The organism is Edaphobacter sp. (assembly GCF_028283685.1).
Lineage (GTDB): Bacteria > Acidobacteriota > Terriglobia > Terriglobales > Acidobacteriaceae > Edaphobacter.
On record NZ_JAPWKF010000001.1, the window covers coordinates 144,619 to 167,332 of the forward strand.

At 59.0% G+C, this 22,714-nt stretch carries 23 protein-coding genes and 1 pseudogene; 13 read left to right on the plus strand and 11 right to left on the minus strand.

Going from position 1 to position 22,714, the window contains the following annotated elements; translation table 11 throughout:
- Positions 1 to 88 precede the first annotated feature (88 nt).
- The 4 genes from trxA to PW789_RS00580 all read left to right on the plus strand — a co-directional run bounded on the left by trxA (position 89) and on the right by PW789_RS00580 (position 3,627).
- Complete coding sequence (trxA, locus tag PW789_RS00565; RefSeq protein ID WP_299370173.1) at positions 89 to 421, plus strand: thioredoxin; 333 nt, start codon at positions 89 to 91, stop codon at positions 419 to 421.
- A 120-nt stretch (positions 422 to 541) separates the two neighbouring features.
- Positions 542 to 1,948, plus strand: coding sequence for a hemolysin family protein (locus tag PW789_RS00570; RefSeq protein WP_299370175.1), 1,407 nt, complete (start codon positions 542 to 544; stop codon positions 1,946 to 1,948).
- Positions 1,945 to 2,895 carry an ABC transporter permease gene (locus tag PW789_RS00575; protein WP_299370177.1) on the plus strand — a complete coding sequence of 317 codons (951 nt, stop codon included), beginning with the start codon at positions 1,945 to 1,947 and terminating at the stop codon, positions 2,893 to 2,895. Before PW789_RS00570 ends, PW789_RS00575 begins: the two co-directional genes overlap by 4 nt.
- 60 nt (positions 2,896 to 2,955) lie before the next feature.
- The gene (locus PW789_RS00580) at positions 2,956 to 3,627 is read left to right on the plus strand and encodes a hypothetical protein (RefSeq protein ID WP_299370179.1); all 672 of its coding nucleotides are present in this window, start codon (positions 2,956 to 2,958) and stop codon (positions 3,625 to 3,627) included.
- Here the strand turns inward: PW789_RS00580 and PW789_RS00585 are convergent, their stop codons facing one another.
- Both PW789_RS00585 and PW789_RS00590 read right to left on the minus strand, forming a co-directional pair.
- A complete protein-coding gene (locus PW789_RS00585; protein ID WP_299370181.1) occupies positions 3,628 to 4,086 on the minus strand; it encodes a metallophosphoesterase family protein in 459 nt (152 codons plus the stop codon).
- A gap of 17 nt (positions 4,087 to 4,103) precedes the next feature.
- Positions 4,104 to 4,964, minus strand: coding sequence for an ABC transporter permease (locus PW789_RS00590; protein ID WP_299371560.1), 861 nt, complete (start codon positions 4,962 to 4,964; stop codon positions 4,104 to 4,106).
- A 466-nt stretch (positions 4,965 to 5,430) separates the two neighbouring features.
- Here PW789_RS00590 and gmd point away from each other — a divergent pair, with 466 nt between their 5' ends.
- The 3 genes from gmd (at position 5,431) to PW789_RS00605 (ending at position 8,561) form a co-directional block, all read left to right on the plus strand.
- Positions 5,431 to 6,516 carry a GDP-mannose 4,6-dehydratase gene (gmd, locus tag PW789_RS00595; RefSeq protein ID WP_299370183.1) on the plus strand — a complete coding sequence of 362 codons (1,086 nt, stop codon included), beginning with the start codon at positions 5,431 to 5,433 and terminating at the stop codon, positions 6,514 to 6,516.
- A 1-nt stretch (position 6,517) separates the two neighbouring features.
- Positions 6,518 to 7,486 carry a GDP-L-fucose synthase gene (locus PW789_RS00600; RefSeq protein ID WP_299370185.1) on the plus strand — a complete coding sequence of 323 codons (969 nt, stop codon included), beginning with the start codon at positions 6,518 to 6,520 and terminating at the stop codon, positions 7,484 to 7,486.
- Between the two features lie 304 nt (positions 7,487 to 7,790).
- A complete protein-coding gene (locus tag PW789_RS00605; RefSeq protein ID WP_299370187.1) occupies positions 7,791 to 8,561 on the plus strand; it encodes a CAP domain-containing protein in 771 nt (256 codons plus the stop codon).
- A gap of 3 nt (positions 8,562 to 8,564) precedes the next feature.
- On the opposite strand, the gene PW789_RS00610 is transcribed toward PW789_RS00605, so the two are convergent.
- The 4 genes from PW789_RS00610 to PW789_RS00625 all read right to left on the minus strand — a co-directional run bounded on the left by PW789_RS00610 (position 8,565) and on the right by PW789_RS00625 (position 12,622).
- Positions 8,565 to 8,984, minus strand: a complete 420-nt coding sequence (locus tag PW789_RS00610; protein ID WP_299370189.1) for a VOC family protein — start codon at positions 8,982 to 8,984, stop codon at positions 8,565 to 8,567.
- 75 nt (positions 8,985 to 9,059) lie between these two features.
- Positions 9,060 to 9,389 (minus strand): hypothetical protein, encoded by a 330-nt coding sequence (locus tag PW789_RS00615; protein WP_299370191.1) that lies wholly within the window; start codon positions 9,387 to 9,389, stop codon positions 9,060 to 9,062.
- 108 nt (positions 9,390 to 9,497) lie between these two features.
- Positions 9,498 to 10,955, minus strand: coding sequence for an ATP-binding protein (locus PW789_RS00620; protein WP_299370193.1), 1,458 nt, complete (start codon positions 10,953 to 10,955; stop codon positions 9,498 to 9,500).
- A gap of 20 nt (positions 10,956 to 10,975) precedes the next feature.
- Complete coding sequence (locus tag PW789_RS00625) at positions 10,976 to 12,622, minus strand: response regulator (RefSeq protein WP_299370195.1); 1,647 nt, start codon at positions 12,620 to 12,622, stop codon at positions 10,976 to 10,978.
- A 276-nt stretch (positions 12,623 to 12,898) separates the two neighbouring features.
- Between PW789_RS00625 and PW789_RS00630 the strand changes: the two genes are divergently transcribed.
- Positions 12,899 to 13,555 (plus strand): response regulator transcription factor, encoded by a 657-nt coding sequence (locus tag PW789_RS00630; RefSeq protein WP_299370197.1) that lies wholly within the window; start codon positions 12,899 to 12,901, stop codon positions 13,553 to 13,555.
- A 71-nt stretch (positions 13,556 to 13,626) separates the two neighbouring features.
- Here the strand turns inward: PW789_RS00630 and pruA are convergent, their stop codons facing one another.
- Positions 13,627 to 15,228, minus strand: coding sequence for an L-glutamate gamma-semialdehyde dehydrogenase (gene pruA, locus PW789_RS00635; RefSeq protein ID WP_299370199.1), 1,602 nt, complete (start codon positions 15,226 to 15,228; stop codon positions 13,627 to 13,629).
- An 82-nt stretch (positions 15,229 to 15,310) separates the two neighbouring features.
- On the opposite strand from pruA, the gene PW789_RS00640 reads away from it, so the two are divergent.
- Positions 15,311 to 16,072 (plus strand): hypothetical protein, encoded by a 762-nt coding sequence (locus PW789_RS00640; protein ID WP_299370201.1) that lies wholly within the window; start codon positions 15,311 to 15,313, stop codon positions 16,070 to 16,072.
- 16 nt (positions 16,073 to 16,088) lie between these two features.
- Here the strand turns inward: PW789_RS00640 and yihA are convergent, their stop codons facing one another.
- Positions 16,089 to 16,700, minus strand: a complete 612-nt coding sequence (yihA, locus tag PW789_RS00645; RefSeq protein WP_299370203.1) for a ribosome biogenesis GTP-binding protein YihA/YsxC — start codon at positions 16,698 to 16,700, stop codon at positions 16,089 to 16,091.
- An 83-nt stretch (positions 16,701 to 16,783) separates the two neighbouring features.
- The gene (locus PW789_RS00650; RefSeq protein ID WP_299370205.1) at positions 16,784 to 17,320 is read right to left on the minus strand and encodes a hypothetical protein; all 537 of its coding nucleotides are present in this window, start codon (positions 17,318 to 17,320) and stop codon (positions 16,784 to 16,786) included.
- Between PW789_RS00650 and PW789_RS00655 the strand changes: the two genes are divergently transcribed.
- Positions 17,308 to 17,514, plus strand: coding sequence for a hypothetical protein (locus tag PW789_RS00655; protein WP_299370207.1), 207 nt, complete (start codon positions 17,308 to 17,310; stop codon positions 17,512 to 17,514). The two genes, PW789_RS00650 and PW789_RS00655, sit on opposite strands and share 13 nt — an antisense overlap.
- Positions 17,515 to 17,683: 169 nt before the next feature.
- On the opposite strand, the gene PW789_RS00660 is transcribed toward PW789_RS00655, so the two are convergent.
- Both PW789_RS00660 and PW789_RS00665 read right to left on the minus strand, forming a co-directional pair.
- On the minus strand, positions 17,684 to 17,818 hold the full coding sequence (locus PW789_RS00660) for an MFS transporter (RefSeq protein ID WP_299370209.1): 135 nt from the start codon (positions 17,816 to 17,818) through the stop codon (positions 17,684 to 17,686).
- Positions 17,819 to 17,933: 115 nt separating this feature from the next.
- Positions 17,934 to 19,502 (minus strand): annotated as a pseudogene (locus PW789_RS00665) (MFS transporter); the annotation flags it as partial.
- A gap of 170 nt (positions 19,503 to 19,672) precedes the next feature.
- Between PW789_RS00665 and PW789_RS00670 the strand changes: the two are divergent.
- The 3 genes from PW789_RS00670 to PW789_RS00680 are packed head-to-tail and all read left to right on the plus strand — an operon-like array spanning position 19,673 to position 22,613.
- Positions 19,673 to 20,422 (plus strand): SDR family NAD(P)-dependent oxidoreductase, encoded by a 750-nt coding sequence (locus PW789_RS00670; RefSeq protein ID WP_299370211.1) that lies wholly within the window; start codon positions 19,673 to 19,675, stop codon positions 20,420 to 20,422.
- A gap of 44 nt (positions 20,423 to 20,466) precedes the next feature.
- Positions 20,467 to 21,771, plus strand: a complete 1,305-nt coding sequence (locus PW789_RS00675) for an L-fuconate dehydratase (protein WP_299370213.1) — start codon at positions 20,467 to 20,469, stop codon at positions 21,769 to 21,771.
- On the plus strand, positions 21,768 to 22,613 hold the full coding sequence (locus PW789_RS00680; protein ID WP_299370215.1) for a fumarylacetoacetate hydrolase family protein: 846 nt from the start codon (positions 21,768 to 21,770) through the stop codon (positions 22,611 to 22,613). The genes PW789_RS00675 and PW789_RS00680 overlap by 4 nt, the downstream gene beginning before the upstream one ends.
- Positions 22,614 to 22,714: the final 101 nt, after the last annotated feature.

The following is a 22,714-nucleotide window of genomic DNA, read 5'->3' on the forward strand; positions in this document are numbered from 1 at the left end:
CTGTACGTCTTTGATTGCATCTATTATGGTGAAGGTCGCTCGGACAGATTCTGGGTGGGTAATCGAGAGCATCTTGGGAGGGAAGTACATGGCAGGACAGTTCGTAACAGAAGTCAACGATGCAAATTTTGAGAAGGACGTCCTTCAGTCGGATCAGCCGGTTCTGGTGGACTTCTGGGCGGCCTGGTGCGGTCCCTGTCGTGCGCTCGCTCCCGTCGTCGATGAAGTGGCAAGCCATTATCAGGGCCAGCTGAAGGTCATGAAGATGGACGTGGACGCGAACACGGCGACCCCCATGCGTTACGGAATCCGTGGCATCCCCGCGCTTCTGATCTTCAAGGATGGAAAGGTTGCGGAGCAGATTGTGGGCTACGTGCCGAAGGACACCATCGACAAGTCGGTGACGAAGGTTCTCGCATAAATTGACCTTGAATTTCACGCAAAGGCCTGCGGCTTCAGTCGCAGGCCTTTTTGCTTTTTGCGGCTGGTGAAGTTCGCGCTGTATGAGGAAGATACGACGGCCTGACGTTACACTCGATGCATGCTTGAGTGGATCCTGTTCCGCGTGATTCTGGTAGCGTTCTTCATCCTGGCCACCAGCTTCTTCGTCGCAGCCGAGTTTGCCTTGGTGAGCGTACGCGAAACCCGCATTCAGCAGCTGATCACACTGGGCAGGCCGGGGGCGCGCACGGCGCTCAAGCTGAAGCACTCCATCGACGAATTTCTTCCAGCCGTGCAACTGGGTGTGACGCTGGCTTCGCTGGCTCTGGGCTGGATCGGCGAGCCTGCCGTGGCGGATATGATTCTGCGTTCTACGGCAAGCTGGCTGCACGCCCTGCCAGCCCACGCAGATATCTACGCCCATAGCGTTGCGGTCATGCTGGCCTTTGCCATCATCACCTACTTCGAGGTGTTGCTGGGCGAGCTGGTGCCGAAGTCGCTGGCGTTGCAGCGGACTGAACGGATCGCGCTGGCGGTTGCCGGGCCGATGGATGCCTTTATCCGCATGACGCGGCCGGTGGTGAAGCTGATGAACGGGTCCGCGACCGTGGTTCTGCGGCTGTTCCGCGCACCGCTGCATGGCGAGGGGGCAGTGCACTCTCCGGAGGAGCTGAAGCTGATTGCCACGGCGACGCGACGCATGGGGCTGTTGCCGGTCTTTCAGGAAGAGATCATCCATCGCGCGATCGAACTGAATCACGTGGTGGTGCGCGAGATTATGACTCCCCGGGGCAAGATCTTTTCATTGCCGGCGGATCTTCCCATGGAGCAGGCCAGCGCACGGATTGTGGATGAGCAGCACTCGCGAGTTCCGGTTTACGATGCGTCGGCAGAGGGCTCAGGGATCGACAACATCGCGGGCATCGTCTACTCGAAGGATGTGTCGCGGTTTATGCACCTGCGGTCAGTGGCGCTGGCGCTGGGTGGCCGTGGGCAGTCGGGATTGACGCTGCGTCACGTGATGCGACCACCGACGGTGGTGCCGGAGACCAAGCTGGCGATGGAGCTGTTGCAGGAGTTCCAACTGCACCGTCGCCAGATTGCGATTGTGGTGGATGAGTTTGGTTCGACGGCGGGCCTCGTGACCGCAGAGGACATCCTGGAGCAACTGGTGGGTGAGGTGGACGATGAGTTCGATGTCACCAGATCTGCTCTGCCTAGCGCGACCGGGGTAATGTCGCTGGATGGTTCGACGAGCCTGCGCGATCTGAGAACGCAGTTGCACTGGGAGTTTCCGCGCGAGGCAGCGGTGGAGACGTTGGCAGGATTTCTTCTGGCTCAGCTTGGTCATATTCCGACAAACGGCGAGAGCCTGGAGTACGACGGGCGCAGGTTTACGATCGCGGAGATGGCCGGGCATCGCATCAGCCGCGTGAACGTCGAACCGGTCGAGACGCCAATTGATTACGCTCCCTATGAGGAAGAGAGCAGGGAAGCCACGCAATGAAGAGTGCTGCATTCTGGCGGCCGGTGCGCCGCGTACTGGTCACGTTGCCGGTGCTGTGGGTGGTGGTTTCGGTAGTGTTTTTCCTGATTCACCTGGTGCCGGGAGACCCGGTCGTACAGATGCTTGGAGAGGGGGCGACGGCATCAGATATCGGTGCTCTTCGTCATGCGTATGGACTGGATGCACCGCTGGGGGATCAGTATCTCCATTATTGGCGAGGGATCATGCATCTGGACCTGGGAAGCTCGCTGCGGATGCACGATAGCGTGATGCACCTGGTGTTGCAACGCTATCCGTATACACTGGCGCTGACGCTGGCGGCGATGGTGATCGGCGTGGCCGTCTCTCTTCCTGCGGGCGTATTGTCGGCATTGCATCGCAATCGGTGGCAAGATCGTACGCTGGGAGTCGTGTCGCTGATCGGTCTGTCGTTTCCAAATTTTGCTCTTGGTCCGATCCTGATCCTAGTCTTTTCAATTGCTTTGGGTTGGTTGCCGGTTTCGACGGCGGGCAATGGCGGCGGCGGTGATTTTCTGCTGCACCTGGTGCTGCCGGGGCTGACGTTGGGGCTCTCGCTGGCGGCGGTGCTCACGCGGATGGTGCGCACGGCGATGCTGGAGGAGTTGGGGCAGGACTACATTCGCACGGCGCGGGCCAAGGGGCTTACGGAGAATCAAGTCGTTTATCGCCATGCACTACGTAACGCTTTAATTCCGATTCTGACCGTTATGGGGCTGCAGTTTGGTTCGCTTCTGTCGGGGGCGATTGTGACGGAGACGATCTTCAGCTGGCCCGGTCTGGGGCGGTTGACACTGTCTGCGATCTCGAATCGCGATTATGCACTGGTGCAGGGCTGCATTCTTGCCATCGGGCTGACGTATGTCGCGGTCAATTTGCTGACGGATATTGCCTACACCATCGTTAATCCACGCATGCGCCGAGCGTAGCGACAGAAGTGCGCTGCTATGCTGAAGGCCGGTGACGGGAGCCGTGCTGGCTTAGGAGTCATGATGTTCAAGACAGTCCTGTTGCAAAGAATGGCGAGGGTGCTGCTGGCAGGCCTGTTGTGCGTGGCTCCCAGCAGCAGTCATGATGCGCAGGCCACATCGCCGCGCCTTGGCGGAGCGGCGACGCCTGTTCCCGATCCCACAGCTCCGGCGGCAAGCCACTTTCATGACACGACCTACGGCGTGTCGTTCGAGGTGCCGACGGCATGGACGCTGACGAAGCGGGACGCAGAGTTGAGCACGCTCGCCTATGACGTTCGGACAGCGCCTGCATCGAGCCGTATGCGAGCGCTGGCGACGATCTCGTTCAATCCACATCCGAGGTCAACGTTTTCTGGCGCGCTGTTTTACTTCAGCGTGGTGCCTCACTCGTCGGAATCGGAATGCAGTCAGGAGGCTTCGGTGCAGGCTCCGAGAACCGTGACGACGGCGACGATTGGCGGTGTGCCGTTCCGGCATGGCTACGACGAGCATGGAACGATCTGTACAGAGTCGCGCGATGAGATCTATACGTCGTTCAGGAAGAACGCTTGTTACCGCTTCGACCTGGTGATTAATACGTTCTGTGGCGGTGAGGTCAGCGGGGTGCGCGAGATATCGCCGAGTGAGCTGGACGCGGTGCGGCAGCGACTGCAGTCCATTCTTGCAACGGTGAGCTTCGACGGCAAATAGCTAGGAGATCAGCTCGACGATACGGGCGTCGACGCTGCTCGCGGAGATGGTCAGCAGCGCCACAGTGATGGGGAGGCGAAAGCGTCTTGGGCCTGCGCTGCCCGGATTGAGAAAGAGAACTCCATCATGTCGCTGGACAGAGGGACGATGGGAGTGGCCGCTCACGACGACGGAGAAGCCTGCAACCTTTGGGTTGAGGTCAAGGTCGTGGAGAGAGTGCAGCATGAAGAGATGCCGGCCGCCCAGTTCGATGACCTCGATGGGCGGCAGCGCGGCACAGGGACCATGTGTATCGACGTTACCGCGAATGGCGGTGACGGGAGCGATGGCGGCGAGTGCATCGAGGATGGCGAACTCGCCGACGTCTCCTGCGTGAAGGATGTGCTCGGCCTCGGCGAGAGCAACGAGGGCTTCGGGCCGAAGCAGGCCGTGGGTGTCGGAGATGATGCCGATAAGCATGGGCGGTCCTTGTTGGCTTAGACGCCGGTTTCGAGGTGAGTGCGGGGGTCCATTAGGTCACGCAGAGCATCGCCAAGAAAGTTGAAGGAAAGCACGCAGAGCATCACGGCAATCGCGGGGAAGAAGACGAGATGGGGCGAGTCGAAGAGGTGTGAGCGTGCGTCGTTGAGCATGGAACCCCAGCTGGCGGCTGGAGGAGGAACGCCGAGTCCCAGGAAGCTGAGCGTGGCCTCAGCCATGACGGCGGTCGCCATGCCGATGGCCGCCTGCACGATGAGCGGCTGAACGATGTTGGGAAGGATGTGTCGGGCGAGAATTCGAAGGTCGGAGGCTCCGAGCGCTCGCGCGGCTTCGATGAACTCGCGCTCCTTGATGGCCATGACCTGTCCTCGTACCAGGCGTGCATATCCGACCCATCCCGTGATGGCGAGGGCAAGGACGACGTTGACCAGGCCTGGTCCCATGAAGGCGACGACGGCGATTGCCAGCAAAATGCCCGGCAGTGCGAGAAAGGCGTTGGTGAGGTAGACGTTGATGATGGTGTCGAGCAGCCCGCCATAAAAGCCAGCGAGACATCCAGCGACGAGCCCGGTCGCAAGCGAGAGGCCGACGACGCTGACAGCGACAATCAGCGAGATGCGTGCGCCATAGATGGTGCGGGAGAGCGTGTCGCGGCCCAGTTCGTCGGTGCCGAACCAGTGGGACGCTGTAGGGCCGGAGAGGCGGCCTGCAAGATTGAGCGTGGCTGGATCTTGCGGAGCCAGCCAGGGAGCAAATATCGCGCAAACGGTGAAGATAATCAGAAGAACCATACCGATTGCTGCGAGAGGCTGAGTCGAGAAACGATTGAGCAACCCTAACTTGGTACCATAGGTCATATAGAGATGATCCAGCATCGCTTCCTGGCGCAGGAAATGCAACCGCAGGCGTTGCAGGTAATTAGTTTAAACGGATCCGAATGACTTAGTGTTTTGCAAAATCGAGGAATCCCCTGAAACAGACGTGGCTCTCTGAGGGCTGTCAGAATACCGCGGAGTGATCTGCTCGGCTAACCGCATGCTGTCAGAGAACGGGTCGTGTGGGCTACAGCCGATCCGGACACAGATAGATTAGCCATATAGTTGACGACGATACTGTGCATAACGGATGCGGTGTTATCGAGAAAACCCGATGCACGACGCGCCGCGGCCAATTGGAATAGGTAGGGCGGGACAAGTCCTTTCCTGTCAATGGGAACCACTAGAAATTTTATGAGCCATTGGCGTAGTTTAATGTCCTGTAAGAGATCCTGTAAGCTTCAGATAAATTGGGTCTGCCGACCTAATCAGCAAGGAGAGTCATCGTTTGAAGAAAGCCCTCATCACAGGAGTAACCGGCCAGGACGGAGCCTATCTCGCCGAGTTTTTACTTGCTAAAGGTTATGAAGTCCACGGTATAAAGCGCCGTTCGTCGCTGTTCAATACGAATCGCATCGATCATATCTACGAAGATCCCCACTCTACCAAGCCTCATTTCTTTCTTCATTACGGTGATTTGACCGATTCGTCTTCACTGATTCACATCGTCCAGAAGGTTCAGCCGGACGAGATCTATAACCTGGGCGCGCAGTCGCATGTTCAGGTGTCGTTTGAGCAGCCGGAGTATACGGCCGACACGGATGCAATCGGACCGCTGCGTCTGCTGGAGGCGATCCGCATTCTTGGTCTGGAGAAGAAGACGAAGTTCTACCAGGCGTCAACCTCGGAGCTCTATGGCCTGGTGCAGGAGATTCCGCAGCGGGAGACGACGCCGTTCTATCCGCGTTCGCCCTATGCGGTCGCCAAGATGTACGCCTTCTGGATCTGCGTGAACTATCGCGAGGCGTACGGCATATTCGCCTGCAACGGCATCCTGTTTAACCACGAGTCGCCGCTGCGCGGTGAGACATTTGTGACTCGCAAGATTACCCGAGCCTTGGCTCGTATCAAAGTGGGTTTGCAGGATACGTTGTACCTCGGCAACATGGATGCGAAGCGCGACTGGGGCCATGCCCGCGACTATGTAGAGATGCAATGGCTGATGCTGCAGCAGGACAAGCCCCAGGACTTCGTGATCGCGACTGGACATCAGCATAGCGTGCGCTCGTTTGTGCAGCGTTGCGCGAAGAAGCTTGACCTGGAGCTGACGTGGTCGGGAAGCGGCATCGATGAGAAGGCCCATGACAAGAACGGCAAGCTGGTGGTTGCGGTCGATCCTCGCTACTTCCGGCCGACCGAGGTGGAGACTCTGCTTGGAGATCCGTCGAAGGCCCAGCGAGAGCTTGGCTGGACCCCTCGCACCACCTTCGAGCAGCTGGTGGACGAGATGATTGAAGCTGATCTGAAGGCTGCGCAGCGCGATGCCCTGGTGCGCGAGCATGGCTTCGAAGCGTACAACGTGCGGGAGACCTAGGATGAAGAAAGACGCCCGCATCTTTATCGCCGGCCACCGCGGCCTCGTTGGGTCTGCGATCCAACGAGAGCTGGATCGGTTAGGGTATACGAACATTCTCACCAGGACGCGGCAGGAGCTTGACCTGCTGGATACCGCGGCAGTGAACGATTTCTTCGCGAAGGAGAAGCCGGAGTACGTCTTCCTGGCCGCCGCGAAGGTAGGCGGCATCCTGGCGAATAACACATATCCGGCCGACTTCATTCGCGACAATACGATTCTGCAAACAAACATCATCGACGCCTCCTATCACAGCAAAGTGGAGCGCCTGCTTTTCCTGGGCTCGTCGTGTATCTATCCCAAGCTGGCGCCACAGCCGATGCCGGAGAGCAGTCTGCTGACCGGACCGCTGGAGCCGACTAACCGTCCGTATGCCCTGGCAAAGATCGCCGGGATCGAGATGTGCTGGAGCTACAACCGTCAGTACGGCACGAAGTATCTGGCGGCGATGCCGACGAACCTCTACGGTCCGGGCGACAACTACGACCTGGCCAACTCGCATGTGCTTCCGGCGCTGATCCGGAAGACGGCGGATGCGATGCAGGCTGGGGCTCCCACCGTGACCGTATGGGGAACGGGGACGCCTAAGCGCGAGCTGCTGTACTCCGACGATCTGGCGCAGGGATGCGTCTTTCTGATGAACCTGGAGGAAGCGCTGTACGATTCGCTGTTTACGGAGACCGAACCGCCGCTGATCAACATCGGCACGGGCGAAGATGTCACGATCCGTGAGCTGGCGGAGACGGTCTCCAGGGTGCTGGGATATGCAGGCTCGCTGGAGTTTGATAGTTCCAAGCCGGATGGGACCCCGCGAAAGCTGATGAACGTGGACAAGCTCCATGCTCTGGGTTGGCACCATACGACCTCTCTGGAAGAGGGAATCAAAAAAACCTGGGAGCAGGTACGGCTCCAGCTACCTTCGATACCATAAGGTAACCATCGGTAACTTATTGATTTTGTTGAAGCGGCCGCAAAGGCCGCTTTTTTATGGCTTCTTTATCCCCCATTAGTAACTACCGCCCTACGACGTCCGTGGGATTAGTAACTTTGTAGATGCTCCCTACCATCATGGAAGACAAAGCTGAAAGGGCCTTAAGACCCTTCGGCAGGACCTCCAGATGACGCAGATGAGCAACACGTATATCACAGGGCTCCGTTTTAACGATTCGAACAGAGTTGTAAGCGGACGACTCCGTTTTCTGGCTCTTGCTCTTTTTCTCCTGGCCATTATTGTCATGCCGGCAACCGGCTTTGCAGCAGGCGCGGCGGCTGGCACCCCCACTGCGATGACACCGCCTCCTTCCTCAAGTGCTGCTGAGCAGTATCTGCTGACGGCCGCCAACCGTGCGAGAGCTGCTCGTGGGCTGTCTCCTCTGCACTATGACGCGACGCTCGCCCAGGCAGCCAAGTATCACGCACTGCAGATGGCGGAGCACCGCGACATCTCCCACCAGTTCCAGGGCGAGCCGGATCTGATGCAGCGGGGCGCACAGGCAGGAGTGAAGTTTTCCCTAATTACCGAGAACGTAGCGGATTCGCCCGACTCGTCTATCCTGCATGATCTCTGGATGCGCTCTCCGGGCCACCGGGAGAATTTGCTGGACCCAGAGGTGAACTCGATTGGCATTGCGATCGTCTCGCGTGGAGGCCGTTACTACGCGGTGGAAGACTTCGCCTCGACGGTCGAGTCGCTGAGCTTCGACGAGCAGGAGCAGACCGTGGCGATGACGCTGGCTCAGGCTGGCCTGCGGGTTGGATCGAGCAATATAACGTCGACGACCGATGAGGCACGGCGCACCTGTGGCCTGGATTCGGGATTCGCCGGATCGCAGAACAAGCCGATGTACATTGTGCGCTACACGGCCGATCATCTCGATCAGCTGCCTGGAGTGCTGACAAAGCGCATCGAGAGCGGGAAGTTCCATAAGGCAGTCGTCGGAGCCTGCACCGATGCGGGATCAGGAGCCTTCACCGACTACAACATTGCCGTTCTGCTCTATCCCTAAAGACTATTTGGCGAAGAGCTGACCGAGATCGGCGAAGGCCTTGAACTCGAGGGCGTTTCCGGAGGGATCGAGGAAGAACATGGTCGCCTGCTCGCCGGTTTCACCCTTGAAGCGGATGTAGGGTTCGATGACGAAGTTGATCTTTGCCTGCTTCAGGCGCTCGGCGAGAGCCTCCCATGTCTCCATGGGAAGAACGACACCGAAGTGAGGGACGGGTACGTCGTGGCCGTCGACCGGATTGTGATGCACGTTGGCGGAGTCTGAGGCCGGCTTGAGGTGCGCGACGATCTGGTGTCCATAGAGATTGAAGTCGATCCACTGGTCGGAGCTTCTTCCCTCGGGGCAACCGAGCGTCTCACCATAGAAGCGGCGTGCCGCTGCAAGATCATTCACTGGAAATGCGATATGAAACGGGGAAGGCATCGGCTAAAGATCTCCTCTGTTGCATCATAGCGTGACCGCCCCGGTCTGCAGCGATCACGCCATGGTGCTGTCAATCTAGCGGTGGTAAAAGCCATTTTCGTAACCCTGCAGGTACGCTCCGCGAAAGGCGTTCTGGTATGGGCCGTAGGGTCCGAGGCGGGGATCGTAACCCGGCGTGTCGTGGAAGGCCCGGTCACGTTTGGGGTGATAGCCGAAGCCGTTGTAGGCATCACGGTGGCCTGCATCCATTCCCATGCGGAATCCGTTATTGCTGGCCTCCTGTGCGAGAGGCGGAGCGAAATGCTGGGGAGGAGGGGGAGCGTAGTAGGTGCGCTGTGCGCAACCGGTCACCGCAAAGAGCGTGGCGGTGGAAAGAACTACGGTCAGGATCTGCTTCTTCATCATGGACCTCTCAGTGGCTCACGCCTGGAATGCAGGCAGTGGATATTCACTCGAACGCAGGTCCGGAAGAAATGTTTTGAACGAAAAAGTTGCGGTGTAAAACGTAGAAGGTTAGCGCGTACTCGGCAGCTTCACGATGAACTCTGTAGCACCCGGCACAGACGAGAAATGAATGTTTCCGCCATACTGTTCAACGATGCGATGCACAATGCCGAGACCCAGCCCGGTCCCTACTCCAACAGGCTTGGTGGTGTAAAAGGTGTCGAAGATCTGAGACTGGCTGTCGAGGGGGATTCCGCTTCCGTTGTCGGCGATGCGGATGCAGAGGTCGGTGTGCTTGTGATCGACGGCCGAGATCTCAGCCCAGGTGGAGACTTCAATCTTGCCATTGGGGCCGACGGCGTCGATGGAGTTATCAAGCAGATTGGTCCAGATCTGGTTGAGGCCGCTGCATTCGCTCTGGAGAAGGGGAAGGTCGGTGGCAAAGTTCTTGCTGACGACGATCTCCTTCTCGCGCATTTTGTGGTTCAAGATGACCAGAGTTGCGTGAAGGCTCTTATTGACGTCGAGGGATTGCTTAAGTCCCTTGCCTTCGTAGGCGTAAGTTTTGACTGCCATGACGAGATCGGTGACGCGTCCGATGCTCTCTTCGATGGTGCCTACCAGTTGCATGCTGGAGACCATCGCTTCGAGCCAGTTCAAGGCATCAGAGAGTGTGGAGCCAGGAAAGGCCGCGCGAGCGCATAGCAGATCGTCGGCTTTCATTCCGATTGAGACTAATGTGGGGGCCATCTTCCACGAGTTCTCGATGTTGGCCTCTTCCATCCATTCAGCGAGGGCCTCTTCGGCGTCGCTCTGCTCGATGGAGTTCATCACAATCGGGTGTTTCGTGGAGAGTGCCTGCTCCTGAAGCTCGTACATGCACTCTTTCTGCTCCATGTTGAGCTCGGATTTGCTGAACTTTGCCGTGAGCTCATGCATTCGGACGAGGTTGGCGCGAAGCTGGGAGGCTGCTCTGCGGGCTGCGGCTCCGGGGTTGTTGAGCTCGTGCATCAGGCCGGCTGCCAGTGTACCGAGCGAGGCCATCTTCTCCTGCTGAATGGTTACCGACTGGACCTTTTGAAGGCGTTTGGCCATGTTGCCGAGGATCATCTGCCGCACGTCGGGGCAGGTTGTCATCAGGTTCCAGAAGGCCTGCTCGTTGAGCTGTACCAGGCGGCAAACGTTTTCAGCCGTGAGCGTAGCGGCGTTGGGCATATTCGCCAGAAGTGGTACTTCGCCGAACGCTGTCCCGGAAGGAATCTCCGAGATCTTTATCTCGGCACCATTCGCATTCGTATGGATGACACGGATATCGCCGCTGAGCACGACCCAGAAGTAGTGCGCGACCTCTCCCTGTCGCGCAAGGATCTCGTTCGGTTCCAGGGTCCGCTCCTCCATCCCTGTCAGGCAGCGAAGGTCGTCGTCGGACAGGGAGGAGAAGATCTCCGTTTTTCGCAGCTGCGCGAAGAGATCGTCGTTGATCGATTCAGCAGGTGCTTCGGGAACGGCCTGGGAGAGTTTGCTCATTGGTGCAGGTCTTATGCCTTTCAGAGAGTAGCGAGGTACTGATGGACGAACTGGATGGCGATGGAGCCTTCACCGACGGCGGAGGCACAGCGTTTGACTGAGTTGTAGCGCACATCCCCAGCGACGAAGATTCCGGGCATGCTAGTTTCGAGCAGGTACGGCTCACGGTTGAGCTTCCAGTTCTCCGGAGCCTTCGACTTCAGATCCGGACCGGAGAGGATGAAGCCCTTGGGGTCGCAGGTAACGCTGGATGGCAGCCAATCTGTCTTGGGGGCTGCACCGATGAAGATGAAGAGGGAGCTGGTGGGGCGATTCTCTTCGCCCTTGGGCGTCTTCAGCTTCAGGCATTCAAGATGGCCGTTGCCCGACATGCCGGTGACCTCGGTGCCGGTCTCCACCTCAATGTTGGGAGTGGCAGCGATCTGGTCGATGAGGTACTTCGACATGCTTTTGGTCAGGGACTCGCCGCGGATGAGCATGTGGACCTTATTGGCATAGCGGGAGAAGTGCATGGCTGCCTGTCCGGCCGAGTTGGCTCCGCCGACGATGTAGACGGTCTCGTTCGCGCAGCCCATCGCTTCACTGAGAGCAGCGCCATAATAGACGCCTGCGCCGGTGAACTGGTCGGCACCGGGCACGTCGAGCATGCAGTAGGAGACGCCGGTGGCGATGAGGCAGGTGTGGCAGGTGATCTCCTGCCCGTCGCTCATCGTGACGATCTGGTACTGATTCTCAGAGCGGATGCAGTTGACCTTCTGCAGAAGAAACTCGGCCCCGAGACGGGTAGCCTGAAGGTAGGCACGCTTGGCCAGCTCTTCACCGCTTAGTCCGGAGGGGAAGCCAAGATAGTTCTCGATCTTGGAGCTCGATCCAGCCTGTCCGCCTGGGGCATTGGGCTCCACAATGAGGGTTCTAAGGCCTTCTGAGGCTCCGTAGACGCCTGCGGCAAGTCCGGCGGGACCGGCGCCAACGACGACGATGTCGTAAAACTTCTGCTGAGCCTGCGTGGGCATCCCGAGCTTGGTGGCAAGATCGGTGGAGGTCGGCTGAATCAGAGCGGTTCCGTCACCGAAGACGACTACTGGCAGGTGCGAGTCGTCGATCCCTTTTTCTTTCAACAGGGCGACAGCCTCGGGAGATTGCTCGGGGCTCATCCAGAGGTAGGGAATGCGATTGCGGGAGAGAAAGTCACGCACGGCGTGATCCTTCTGCGACCAGCGCATGCCGACGACGCGAATGCCCTCGAAAGGGGGCTTGTAGCCCTGCTTCCAGGCTTCGAGCAGATCGTCCAGCACCGGGTAGAGCTTCTCCTCGGGAGGATCCCAGGGCTTGTTGAGGTAATAGTGGATTTTAGCCGAGTTAATGGCCCGGATGGCAGCCTCGGTGTCCGCATAAGCTGTTAGAAGAACACGCTTTGCGTCGGGATAAATGGTCAGCGCCTGCTGCAGAAAATCCACGCCGGTCATGCCGGGCATGCGCTGGTCGGACAGGAAGAGGGCGACGACGTCTTTGCGTTCCTTGAGCTGGCGGCAGATGTCCAACGCTGCGGCACCGGAGGCGGCTCGAACAATGCGGTAGTCCTGGCCATAGTGACGGCGCAGATCCTGGACTACCGCTTCCAGAACACTGGTGTCATCGTCGATGGCAAGCAAGATTGGCTTCGGCATAGTTCAGTTATACTTCGCCGACCGGGACCGGCGCACACCACTCACGTAAATTGGATGGAACTCGTGCTATTGGAGGTGCAAAAAATGGTGTGCAGTGGCGTGGTCCTCGAATGGGGGATTACGATTCAGTTACATAGGCTGTAGTCTCACAGGAAATGTTTTCGGTCTCTAAGACGGCCTTGTCCGAATAGAAGACATGCGCCAATCAGAACGCGCTCTCGCCGATGAGACCATTGCGGGCCCACCCCAGACCCCGCAGAAGTAGGTGACGATACGATGAACCGCATAATTCTCGCCGATAACCAGGCGATCTTCCGGGCAGGAGCTGCCCGTATCCTAGCGCTGGAAGATGATATGCGTATCATCGCCCAGTGCGACGATCTGGCGAAGCTGAAGGGGGCAGTGGAGAACGCGGGAGCAGCAGTGGTCCTTGCGGCCTCCAGCCTGCATCCCGCAGTGATGGAACTTTCGCCACAGATTCGCAACGCCGGTGGCCGTCTGATCCTGATCGCAGAAAACCACGAGACGGTGGAGGAGGGACAGGCGGAGCTGGTGGACGGAATCGTCTCGCGCAATATTGGCGGAATAGACTTGGTGGACTGCATCCGGCGGGTCGCACGCGGACAGCGTTATGTCCAGCGCGCTCATGTCACGGCAATTCATTCGAACGACACGGTGGGCGCCCGGGTGCGTGATCGGCTGACGCCGAAGGAGATGCAGATTGTGGCGCTGATCGTCCAAGGTTGTAAGAACAAGGAGATCGCGCTGCAGCTGGGAACCAAGGAGCAGGTCATCAAGAACTACCTGCGCGGGATTTATGACAAAACCGGGGTCTCGGATCGCCTAGAGCTGGCGCTGTTCACGATTCATCACCGCGTACTGGCCGAGGCCGCGGCGAAGGCCGGGACGCTGATCGAGATGAAGTCGGCCTGAACCACAGCCGGAGAAGAGGGAAAAGCAGAGAGGCCCGCGATGATGCGGGCCTCTCTGCTTTCTCGGTTGCGCTACTTTGTGGTGCCAAGCTTTTCGGCGATGCTCTTAGCCTGCGTGAAGAGGAGCAGGTAGTCCGGACCGCCCGCTTTGGAGTCGGTTCCGCTCATATTGAAGCCGCCGAAGGGATGTGCCCCAACCATGGCCCCGGTGCACTTGCGGTTGAAGTAGAGATTGCCGACCTGGAACTCCTCGCGAGCGCGGTCGAGCTTGGCGACCGAGGTGGAGTAGAGGGCACCGGTCAGGCCGTATTCCGTGTTGTTGGCGATGGAGAGGGCGTCGTCGAAGCCGTTTGCCTTGATCACTGCGAGCACAGGGCCGAAGACCTCTTCCTGGGCGATGCGGGCGTTGGGGCTGATGTCGGCGAAGACGGTAGGCGCGATATAGTAGCCGCCTTCTGTGGTCTCGATGGCATGGCCCCCGTTGAGGAGGCGGCCTTCGGTCTTACCGATCTCGAGGTAGCTGAGGACCTTGTTATAGGACTTCGGGCTGATGACCGGGCCAGAGTAGAAGTTTTCAGCTGGATCGCCAGTCTTGATGGCGGCAACGCGGGCCTGCAGCTTCTCACAGAAGGCGTCGTAGAGACTGGCGTCGACGATGGCGCGAGAGCAGGCAGAGCACTTCTGGCCGTTGAAACCGAAGGCACTGATGGCGACGCCTTCGACCGCAGCGTCGAGGTCAGCATCGTCGGCCACGATGATCGAGTCCTTGCCGCCCATCTCAAGGATGGTGCGCTTGATGAAGATCTGGCCAGGCTGCGTCTTCGCGGCGCTCTCGTGGATCTCGAGGCCGACGACCTTAGAGCCGGTGAAGGCGATGAAGCGGGTTTTAGGATGGGCGACGACGGCCGATCCGAAGCCGGGACCCTCTCCCTGGCAGAGATTAACGACGCCTGCCGGAAGGCCAACCTCTTCCAGCAGGGCAAAGAATCGTGCCGCGATGGTAGGCGCATCGACCGATGGCTTGAGGATGACGGTGTTGCCGGTGACGATGGCGGCGGCGGTCATTCCGGCCATGATGGCGAAGGGGAAGTTCCAGGGTGGGATGACTGCTCCGACGCCGAGGGGCATGTAGCGCAGCTGGTTGCGCTCGCCGGGGTATTGGATAGGCGTGGTAACGGCGTCGAGACGGAGCGCCTCGCGGCCGTAGAACTCGAGGAAGTCGATGGTCTCGCCGACATCAGCGTCAGCCTCGCCCCAGTTTTTCCCGACCTCGAGGGTGAGCCATGCGCAGAACTCGAACTTGCGCTCGCGGATGAGATCGGCGACTCGGAAGAGATAGGTGGCACGTTCCGCGACGGAGGTGCGGCTCCATGTCGGGAACGCAGCGAGGGCGGCCTGGACGGCCTGCTCGGCGAGATCGGCTTCGGCGCGCTGATGGACGCCGATGATCTCGGAGGGCCTGGCCGGATTGACGGAGGTAATCTTGCCACTGGTCTTCAGGCGGTTGCCGCCGATGACGTTGTCATACTCCTGACCAAGCTGACCTCGTACCGTCGCGATGGCATCAAGCATTGCTTCGCGATTTTTCGCCGTGGTGAAGTCGACGAAGGGCTCGTTGGTGAAGGGGGTGTCGGCAGTACGGACGGTGGTTGGAGTGATCTCAGCGGTCGCCATAACACTTCGATTCTAGTCCTTTTCCTTCAGATTCACTGGTTCTGTAGGGTTCAGAAGAGCGCTGGGATAGGATCGATCACGCATGTCTTCCTCACCCGTCTCCTCGCAGCTGCAACGCCATGCCCTGCGGCAATTTACCGTTCTGATGCAGCTTCGTCCGTCGTGGGCGGGCCGGCTGGTGCTTTCGTTGGGGCTGGGGGAGGAGGGTGCCGCGTTTTCGATGGCCTGCCATATCGCCGGAGCGGTCTCGTTGGCCATCGACGATGACCCGGACAGGCTGCGTGTCGTGGTTCGTTCCGGTGCTGCGGATTTCGTCGTCAATACGCTCGATGAGGCGATTCGGGCGATCAAGAACGAGGTGCGCAAAGGGGCGCCCCTATCAGTTGCGCTGAAAGCCGATATGGGGAAGGCTCTGGAGGAGATTCTGGCGCGCGGTATGGCGCCGAGCCTGTTTACGAGCTTTGGTGGGGCCTTGCCTGGGCACCTGACGGAGCGGGCCTGCGATTATTTTGTTTCTCTCGGTGCTGCGGTAGTGGACTTCGATATGGGCGGAGACATTAGCTTGCAGCGGTGTGGAACGACATTGAGCAGTCATCGCCTGCTGGCTCCGCTGGTTAGCGGTGAACAGTGGAAGATGGCGCATGCGACATGCGGGGCGGCGGCGGAGCTCCGCCGTTTCGATGAGGAGTCGCTCCGACTTCTACCGGAGGAGGATCGGCTGCGGAGAAGGTGGCTGGAGGGGGCGCCGAGCCTGTTTCAGAGCATTCGGCCGCCGCAACGTTGGCTGTGGGTGACCAAGGAAGAATCAGCAGCCCTGGATCAGTTCAACCTCAGCTTTGAGTGATTTCTGCAAGCTATTGTTATTCGGTAGTTTGCATGATGGCCTGCCAGAGCGCCTTTATGCCAGCGTTGGTTTTGGCGGAGACGGGAAGAAGCTCGGTGAGCTCGTGCTCGCGCTTGAGAGCGGCGAGATTTTTGGATAGGACATTGTTGGAGAGGCGATCGGCCTTGGTGCCGACGACGAGGAAGGGCCGCTGTTCCTGCTTGAGGTAAGTGATCAGCTGGTGGTCATTCGCCTGTGGTGGGATGTTGGTGTCGACGAGGCAGATGGAGAGGGCCAGAGGTGCTCGCTCGGCCAGGTAGGGTTCGATGAACTTTGGCCACTCGGCAGAGATGGACTTGGAGATCTTGGCGTAGCCGTAACCCGGGAGGTCGGCGAAGATGAGCGTGGGGATGGCCTTCTGCCTTCCGCCGGAGACCTCATGCAGGGCGAAGAAGTTGATGGCACGAGTGCGGCCCGGAGTCGAGGAGACACGAGCCTCCTTTGAGCCGAGGAGGGCATTGATCAACGAGGATTTGCCCACGTTGGAGCGGCCGAGAAAGGCGATCTCTGGCGCGCCGAAGGTCTTTGCCTCGGTAGGAAAGTGGGAGGCATCGGTGGCAGAGAGTAAGAAGACAGGATTCAACCGCATGGTTCGAGTTTATCTTCTCCGTCAAGAAAAACGGGCACCTGCTGGAAGCAGATGCCCGCTATGCGGCGTATCCGGAGGGACGGTTACTTTGTAACGCTCACGGAGTTCGAAAGGCGGAAGTTGATCACCGACTCTGCCGGAATCACAACATCCTTATTGCCGGTGTAGGCTGCGCCCGCAGTACCTGCGCCGCCGCCAGCAAGGCCGCCGATGAGAGCACCCTTACCACCGCCGGCGAGGCCGCCGATGAGAGCTCCGAGGCCAGCTCCGCCGCCGATGACAGCAGTAGTGCGCTTGCCTTTGCCCTTCTCCGACTTTTCGTAGGTGCTGGTGCTGACGTGATGGCCTCCGATCTCAGTTACGGAGATTCCCAGATCGCCTGCGCCCTTGAACTTGCCGCGGCCCTTGGCGGCGACAACGGTGCCGGAGACACTGGTGCCGCGCGGGAAGACGGTTGCACCGCCGGAAGACTTGAGGGGGCCTGCAAGCTCGCCGGAGAAGCCGTCGCCGACGTTGTTCTTGCTGGCGCTCAACTGCTGATTGATGGTCACAGAGACGGTTGCGCCGGCAGGAGCTGTAATGATGCGTGGAGCCGGCGGTGCTGCGGGTGCTGCAGCCACTGGAGCGGGTGCAGGCTCAGGCGTTGCCGCTGGTGCTGGTGCAGGTGCTGGGGCAGGAGCGGCAGCAGCCGCAGCGGGTGCAGGCGCCGGTGCAGCTGCTGCATCAGTCGCCGGAGCCGTGGCAGGCGCTGGTGCCGGCGCAGCTGGGGCGGCAGCCTCGTTCGCAGGAGGAGTGGAACTCTTGCAACCAGTGAACGTCAGGGACGACGCGATGACGAGGGTTGCCGCCAGGTGGATTCGATTTACGCGCATGAGAAGTCTCCAAATAACTCAGTAGGAAAGATGTACGTCACTATACTCCGGATAAGACTCCATTCGTCATATGAAGTGTTGTCCGTATGCGGGAAAAAGGTTCGTTTTCAATTACCTAGCTTGCTGTGCTTGCTTGCCTTCGAAGTATTGCTCGATCTCTTCGAGGGTCTTGCCTTTGGTCTCGGGCAGGAAAAAGACAGCGACCGAGAAGTAGATGAGGGTGAATCCGGCGAAGAGGAAGAACATGCTGGAGTAGCCGTACTTGCTGACGAAGGGTAAGAAGATCCCCGCAAGCGTCGGTGGAGACTAGCTGGTTGATGACGAGGGCGATGCTCATGCCATTGGATCGGATGCGCGTCGGCATCAGCTCGGAGAGCGCGAGCCAGACGCAGACGCCCGGACCGACGGCATAAAACGACATGAAGAGATAGAGACCGATGGCGACGAGCCAGCCGTGGCTGGATTCTGGAACCTGGCCGACCATGGCGCGTTCAATTTTAAGAGGAGCGGTGCGGGAGGCTTCAAGGTTGCCGAAGGGGTTCTTGAAGAAGGCCTCGACTTTGTTGGACGGGATGGCGCTGTCGCGCGTGATCTTGATGGGCAGCGCCGTGGGATCGTCGGAGCGGACGAAGCTGGTAGCCGCAGTGAAGTCGCCGTAAGAGTAAATGACGGCCAGGGAAGAGCGATCGGTCTGGATGTCGGCCGGGTTGTCGCCTGAGGCTTGCAGCAGCTCCCGGGCTTTGTCGGCGCTGAAGGGGAGTGAAAGGGTCTGGTCGGGGGCGACAAGAGCCTGAACGGCGGTACGGCACTCGCGATTCAGCTTTTCGGTTGTATGGAAGAGCAGTGCGACAAAGATGAGCGAGGCGGTGATTCCGGACGTCCCCAGAATGAGGAGGAATTTGCGGCCCTTACGGTCGACCAGCTGCATGCCCGCCAGTGTCAACAGGAAGTTGAGGAAGGTGAAGAGGACATAGCCCCAGTGAGATTGCAGGTCGGAGAGGCCGCTCTGCAGCAGGATGCTGGTGTTGTACCCGATGATGGAGTTGACGCCGGTAGCGGTGTTGCAGAAGAGGATGGTGCAGGCGAGCAGGAAGGGGATGATGTATTTGCGGCGCAGGATGGAGTCCTTGGCTGCAGCGGTCTTCGAGGTTGAGCTGTCAGCCTGGGCGAGCTGTTCCATCTCTTTGAACTCGATCTCGGCCTGCTCAGGAGAGCGCAGTCGCTTCAGAGATGCAAGAGCCTGCTCTTTTTTCCCGCGCAGATAGAGCCAGCGGGGAGATTCGGCGACGAAGATGGAGCCGATGACGAAGAGAAGTCCGGGGGGGACAGAGACCCAGAAGATGCGCCGCCATGCCTGGTCTTTGAACGCAAAAAGGGTAGCGGCATCGGCGACCTTTGCCACGGCTTCGACGCGGTAGCTGTAATAGATGCCGATGACTGCGGCGGAGCAGATGCCGAGGGTGAGCAGCCATTGGAAGACGGCGGTGCCCTTTCCGCGATGGGCAGCTGAGAGGCACTCAGCGAGATAGAGCGGGACGACGACACCGATCAGTCCACCACTGATGCCCTGAAGGAGACGGCCGAAGAAGAGAGGGCCATAGCCATGAGCGAGGGCAATCATGGGAATGCTGAGGACGAAGGTGACGCCGCTGATGATCATGAGCAGACGGCGACCCATGAGATCGGCGAGTAGACCGGCGAAGAGGGTGGAAATCACGCTGCCCAGCAAAACAGCCGCCACGATGATGGAGAGTTGCCCTGCGTTGAGCCCCGAGGTCGCTTCCAGATATGGCAGCGCTCCGCCGATGATGCCTACGTCGACGCCATAGAGCAGGCCTCCCAGTCCGGCAACCAGAAGTAGAAAGCGATTGCGCTGCGTTTCAAGAGAGGAACTGGACTGTGACGAAGCATCGGCTGGGATGTAGGGCATAGGTCTCTTATCTGTCAGTTGTTTCAGTGTGTAAGGAAACAATAACAGTCTGTGGCAGGGCAACGCATCCTTTCGGTGGAAGGGATTTACGGCCAGTCTCACATCGCAAGAAAAGGCTGGTGCCGGTCGCGAAGAATCGGAGTATGCTTTTCTGGGAGTTGTTTCTACCTATGACGGAAGCTTTTTACCTGGAAAATAAAGTTGCCCTGGTGACGGGAGCTGCCAGTGGCATTGGTGCAGCAATTGCGCGGGAGCTGTCGCGTGCAGGAGCTCGCGTTGTTGTTGCGGATCTGAACCTGGATGCAGGACAGAAGGTAGCCGCTGAACTGCAGAACGCGATTGCTGTGGCGATGGACGTGACCAGCTCTCAGTCTATTGAGAAAGCGTTAGAGCAGGTACCGCAGCTGGACATTCTCGTAAATTGTGCGGGAATCGGGCTCGTGGGCGACATCTCGAAGACCGCGGAAGAGGACTTCGAACGGGTGATGCGCGTGAACGTCAACAGCATCTTCCTGGTGACCAAAGCGGCGCTTCCGTTGTTGCTCGCCTCGCGCGGCAGCATTGTGAACATCGGTTCGGTGGCGGGATCCGTTGGCGTCAAGCAACGCTTCGCCTACTGTGCGAGTAAGGGCGCCGTTCAGGCAATGACGCGGCAAATTGCGGTGGATTATCCAAAAGAACTACGCATCAACTGCATTGCGCCGGGGACGGTGCAGTCGCCGTTTGTGGAGGGCTACCTGGAGAAGTACCACTCGCAGGAGAAAGACAAGATTCGTGCCGAGCTGGTGGCGCGACAGCCGATCGGCCGGCTGGGAACTCCAGAGGACATCGCGGCGCTGACGCGTTTTCTCTGTTCGAAGGAATCCGAGTTTATCAATGGGGCGGTGATCCCGATCGACGGTGGTTGGACGGCGGCCTAAGAGCCGTGAGTTGTGAGTAATTTTGAGGGAAGAGGTTGCAAAACTTGAACGAGATCGTCATCACTGGTGCCCGCGTTATCGACCTGCGGTTCCCAACGTCGCTGGAGCACATCGGTTCGGATGCAGTTAATAAAGACCCTGATTACTCCGCTGCCTACTGCATCCTGGAGACGAACAGCGATCTGCAAGGCCATGGCCTGACTTTTACGCTGGGTCGGGGCACGGATCTGGTGGCTGAGGCGCTGCGGTACCTGACCCGCTACGTGGTGAATCGTTCTCTCAGCTCGCTGACGGAGGATATGTGCGCCTTCTCGCGTCAGCTCACTGACGACTCGCAGTTCCGTTGGCTTGGGCCGGAGAAGGGTGTCATCCACCTCGCCACCGGTGCGCTGATCAATGCTGTGTGGGATCTCTATGCTCGGGCGGAGAAGAAGCCACTGTGGCAGTTGCTCTCCGACATGGAGCCTAATCAGCTTTTGAAGGCTATCGACTTTCGCTATATCGATGATGCACTGCCGCCGGCAGAGGCGTTGGCGATCCTGGAGAAGGCGCAGAGCGGCAAGGCCGAGCGTTTGGCTCAGCTGCGCGGGTCTGGTTATCTCGCCTACACGACCTCCGTGGGATGGTTTGGATACTCGGAGGAAAAGATTCGCCGCCTTTCAAAGGAGGCGCTGGCCGAAGGCTGGACGCATTTCAAGTTGAAGGTGGGTGGTGACCCCGTGGACGATCTGCGCCGAGGCCACATCGTGCGTGATGAGATCGGCTGGGAGAACAAGCTGATGGTGGATGCTAACCAGAAATGGGGTGTGCTGGAAGCGATCGATCGCACAAGCCAACTGGCGGAGTTGAAGCCGTGGTGGATGGAAGAGCCAACGAGCCCGGACGATATCCTGGGGCACGCGAGGATTCGCCGCGAGGTTCCTTCAGTGAGGATAGCGACCGGCGAGCACTGTCACAATCGCGTGATGTTCAAACAACTGCTGCAGGCCGAGGCGATTGACGTTGTGCAGATCGACAGCTGCCGCGTGGGCGGCGTGAATGAGAATCTTGCCATTCTGCTGATGGCGGCGAAGTTCAACAAGCCGGTCTGTCCTCATGCGGGCGGCGTGGGGTTGTGCGAATACGTGCAGCATCTCTCGATGTTTGACTTCCTCTCCGTGTCGGCGACGATGCAGAATCGTGTGATCGAGTTCGTCGATCATCTGCATGAGCACTTTGTTACACCGGTACATATTCACAAAGGTCGCTACCAGTTGCCGCTTGAGCCGGGTTACAGTATCGAGATCCGCGAAGAATCATTGGAGCGGTTCGCATATCCTGATGGAGAGGTCTGGAGCAAGAAAGCATGAAGCTAGTTACGTTTTCGAAGAAGGGAGCGGCGGAGAAATTTCCGGGCGCTCTGGTGGGACAGGACGTCGCCAATCTCTCAGCGCTGGGATTTGCCAGCGTGCTCGCGATCATTGAGGGTGGCGATAAGGCTCTGGCAGCGGTGATTGCAGGACTGGAGAAGGCGCCGCGTGTGCCTCTTGCCGAGGTGCAGCTGGATGCCCCGGTGCGTCCGCCGCGTGTGTTCGGCATTGGCCTGAACTATGCGCGCCATGCTGCCGAATCGAAGATGGCGGTGCAGAAGGTTCCGACGGTCTTTATGAAGCTGACCAGCTCGGTGGTAGGGCCAGATACTCCGGTGATTCTGCCGAAGATCAGCTTGCAGCCTGATTACGAAGCCGAGTTTGGTGTGGTCGTTGGCAAGGGTGGCTACCAGATTCCTGCATCGGATTGGAAGGAGCATATCTTCGGCTACACGATCGTAAACGATGTCAGTGCGCGTGATATTCAGCTGGCGACGTCGCAGTGGACGCTGGGCAAGTCGTTCCCAACGTTTACGCCGATTGGGCCTGCGGTGGTGACGGCTGATGAGATTGCCGATCCGCATGCCCTGCCGATTTCACTGACGATTGATGGCGAGACGCTGCAGTCGTCGAACACCAGTGACCTGATCTTCAAGATTCCGGCGCTGATCGAATACCTGTCGAGCCTGACGCCACTTCAGGCGGGAGATGTGATCAGCACGGGAACGCCAGAAGGCGTTGGTATGGGACGGACTCCGCAGCGGTGGCTCAAGCCGAACGAGGAGATGATCGTGACCATTGAGGGACTGGGCAGTCTTCGCAATCGCACGGTAGCGGAATAGTCGTTAGGGGGTAAAAGACGGGGCAACCGCCACGTCTTTTACCTTCTCCTGTTCATAAAGATCATGTAATCTCTGCGATAACTTCCCATGGGACTGCAGAG

Bases quoted from the DNA above. Each gene is read 5' to 3' on its own strand.
- trxA (WP_299370173.1), top strand. From the start codon at position 89: ATGGCAGGACAGTTCGTAACAGAAGTCAACGATGCAAATTTTGAGAAG.
- PW789_RS00570 (WP_299370175.1), top strand. From the start codon at position 542: ATGCTTGAGTGGATCCTGTTCCGCGTGATTCTGGTAGCGTTCTTCATC.
- PW789_RS00575 (WP_299370177.1), top strand. From the start codon at position 1,945: ATGAAGAGTGCTGCATTCTGGCGGCCGGTGCGCCGCGTACTGGTCACG.
- PW789_RS00580 (WP_299370179.1), top strand. From the start codon at position 2,956: ATGATGTTCAAGACAGTCCTGTTGCAAAGAATGGCGAGGGTGCTGCTG.
- PW789_RS00585 (WP_299370181.1), bottom strand. From the start codon at position 4,086: ATGCTTATCGGCATCATCTCCGACACCCACGGCCTGCTTCGGCCCGAA.
- PW789_RS00590 (WP_299371560.1), bottom strand. From the start codon at position 4,964: ATGACCTATGGTACCAAGTTAGGGTTGCTCAATCGTTTCTCGACTCAG.
- PW789_RS00600 (WP_299370185.1), top strand. From the start codon at position 6,518: ATGAAGAAAGACGCCCGCATCTTTATCGCCGGCCACCGCGGCCTCGTT.
- PW789_RS00605 (WP_299370187.1), top strand. From the start codon at position 7,791: ATGCCGGCAACCGGCTTTGCAGCAGGCGCGGCGGCTGGCACCCCCACT.
- PW789_RS00610 (WP_299370189.1), bottom strand. From the start codon at position 8,984: ATGCCTTCCCCGTTTCATATCGCATTTCCAGTGAATGATCTTGCAGCG.
- PW789_RS00615 (WP_299370191.1), bottom strand. From the start codon at position 9,389: ATGATGAAGAAGCAGATCCTGACCGTAGTTCTTTCCACCGCCACGCTC.
- PW789_RS00620 (WP_299370193.1), bottom strand. From the start codon at position 10,955: ATGAGCAAACTCTCCCAGGCCGTTCCCGAAGCACCTGCTGAATCGATC.
- PW789_RS00625 (WP_299370195.1), bottom strand. From the start codon at position 12,622: ATGCCGAAGCCAATCTTGCTTGCCATCGACGATGACACCAGTGTTCTG.
- PW789_RS00630 (WP_299370197.1), top strand. From the start codon at position 12,899: ATGAACCGCATAATTCTCGCCGATAACCAGGCGATCTTCCGGGCAGGA.
- pruA (WP_299370199.1), bottom strand. From the start codon at position 15,228: ATGGCGACCGCTGAGATCACTCCAACCACCGTCCGTACTGCCGACACC.
- PW789_RS00640 (WP_299370201.1), top strand. From the start codon at position 15,311: ATGTCTTCCTCACCCGTCTCCTCGCAGCTGCAACGCCATGCCCTGCGG.
- yihA (WP_299370203.1), bottom strand. From the start codon at position 16,700: ATGCGGTTGAATCCTGTCTTCTTACTCTCTGCCACCGATGCCTCCCAC.
- PW789_RS00660 (WP_299370209.1), bottom strand. From the start codon at position 17,818: ATGTTCTTCCTCTTCGCCGGATTCACCCTCATCTACTTCTCGGTCGCT.
- PW789_RS00670 (WP_299370211.1), top strand. From the start codon at position 19,673: ATGACGGAAGCTTTTTACCTGGAAAATAAAGTTGCCCTGGTGACGGGA.
- PW789_RS00680 (WP_299370215.1), top strand. From the start codon at position 21,768: ATGAAGCTAGTTACGTTTTCGAAGAAGGGAGCGGCGGAGAAATTTCCG.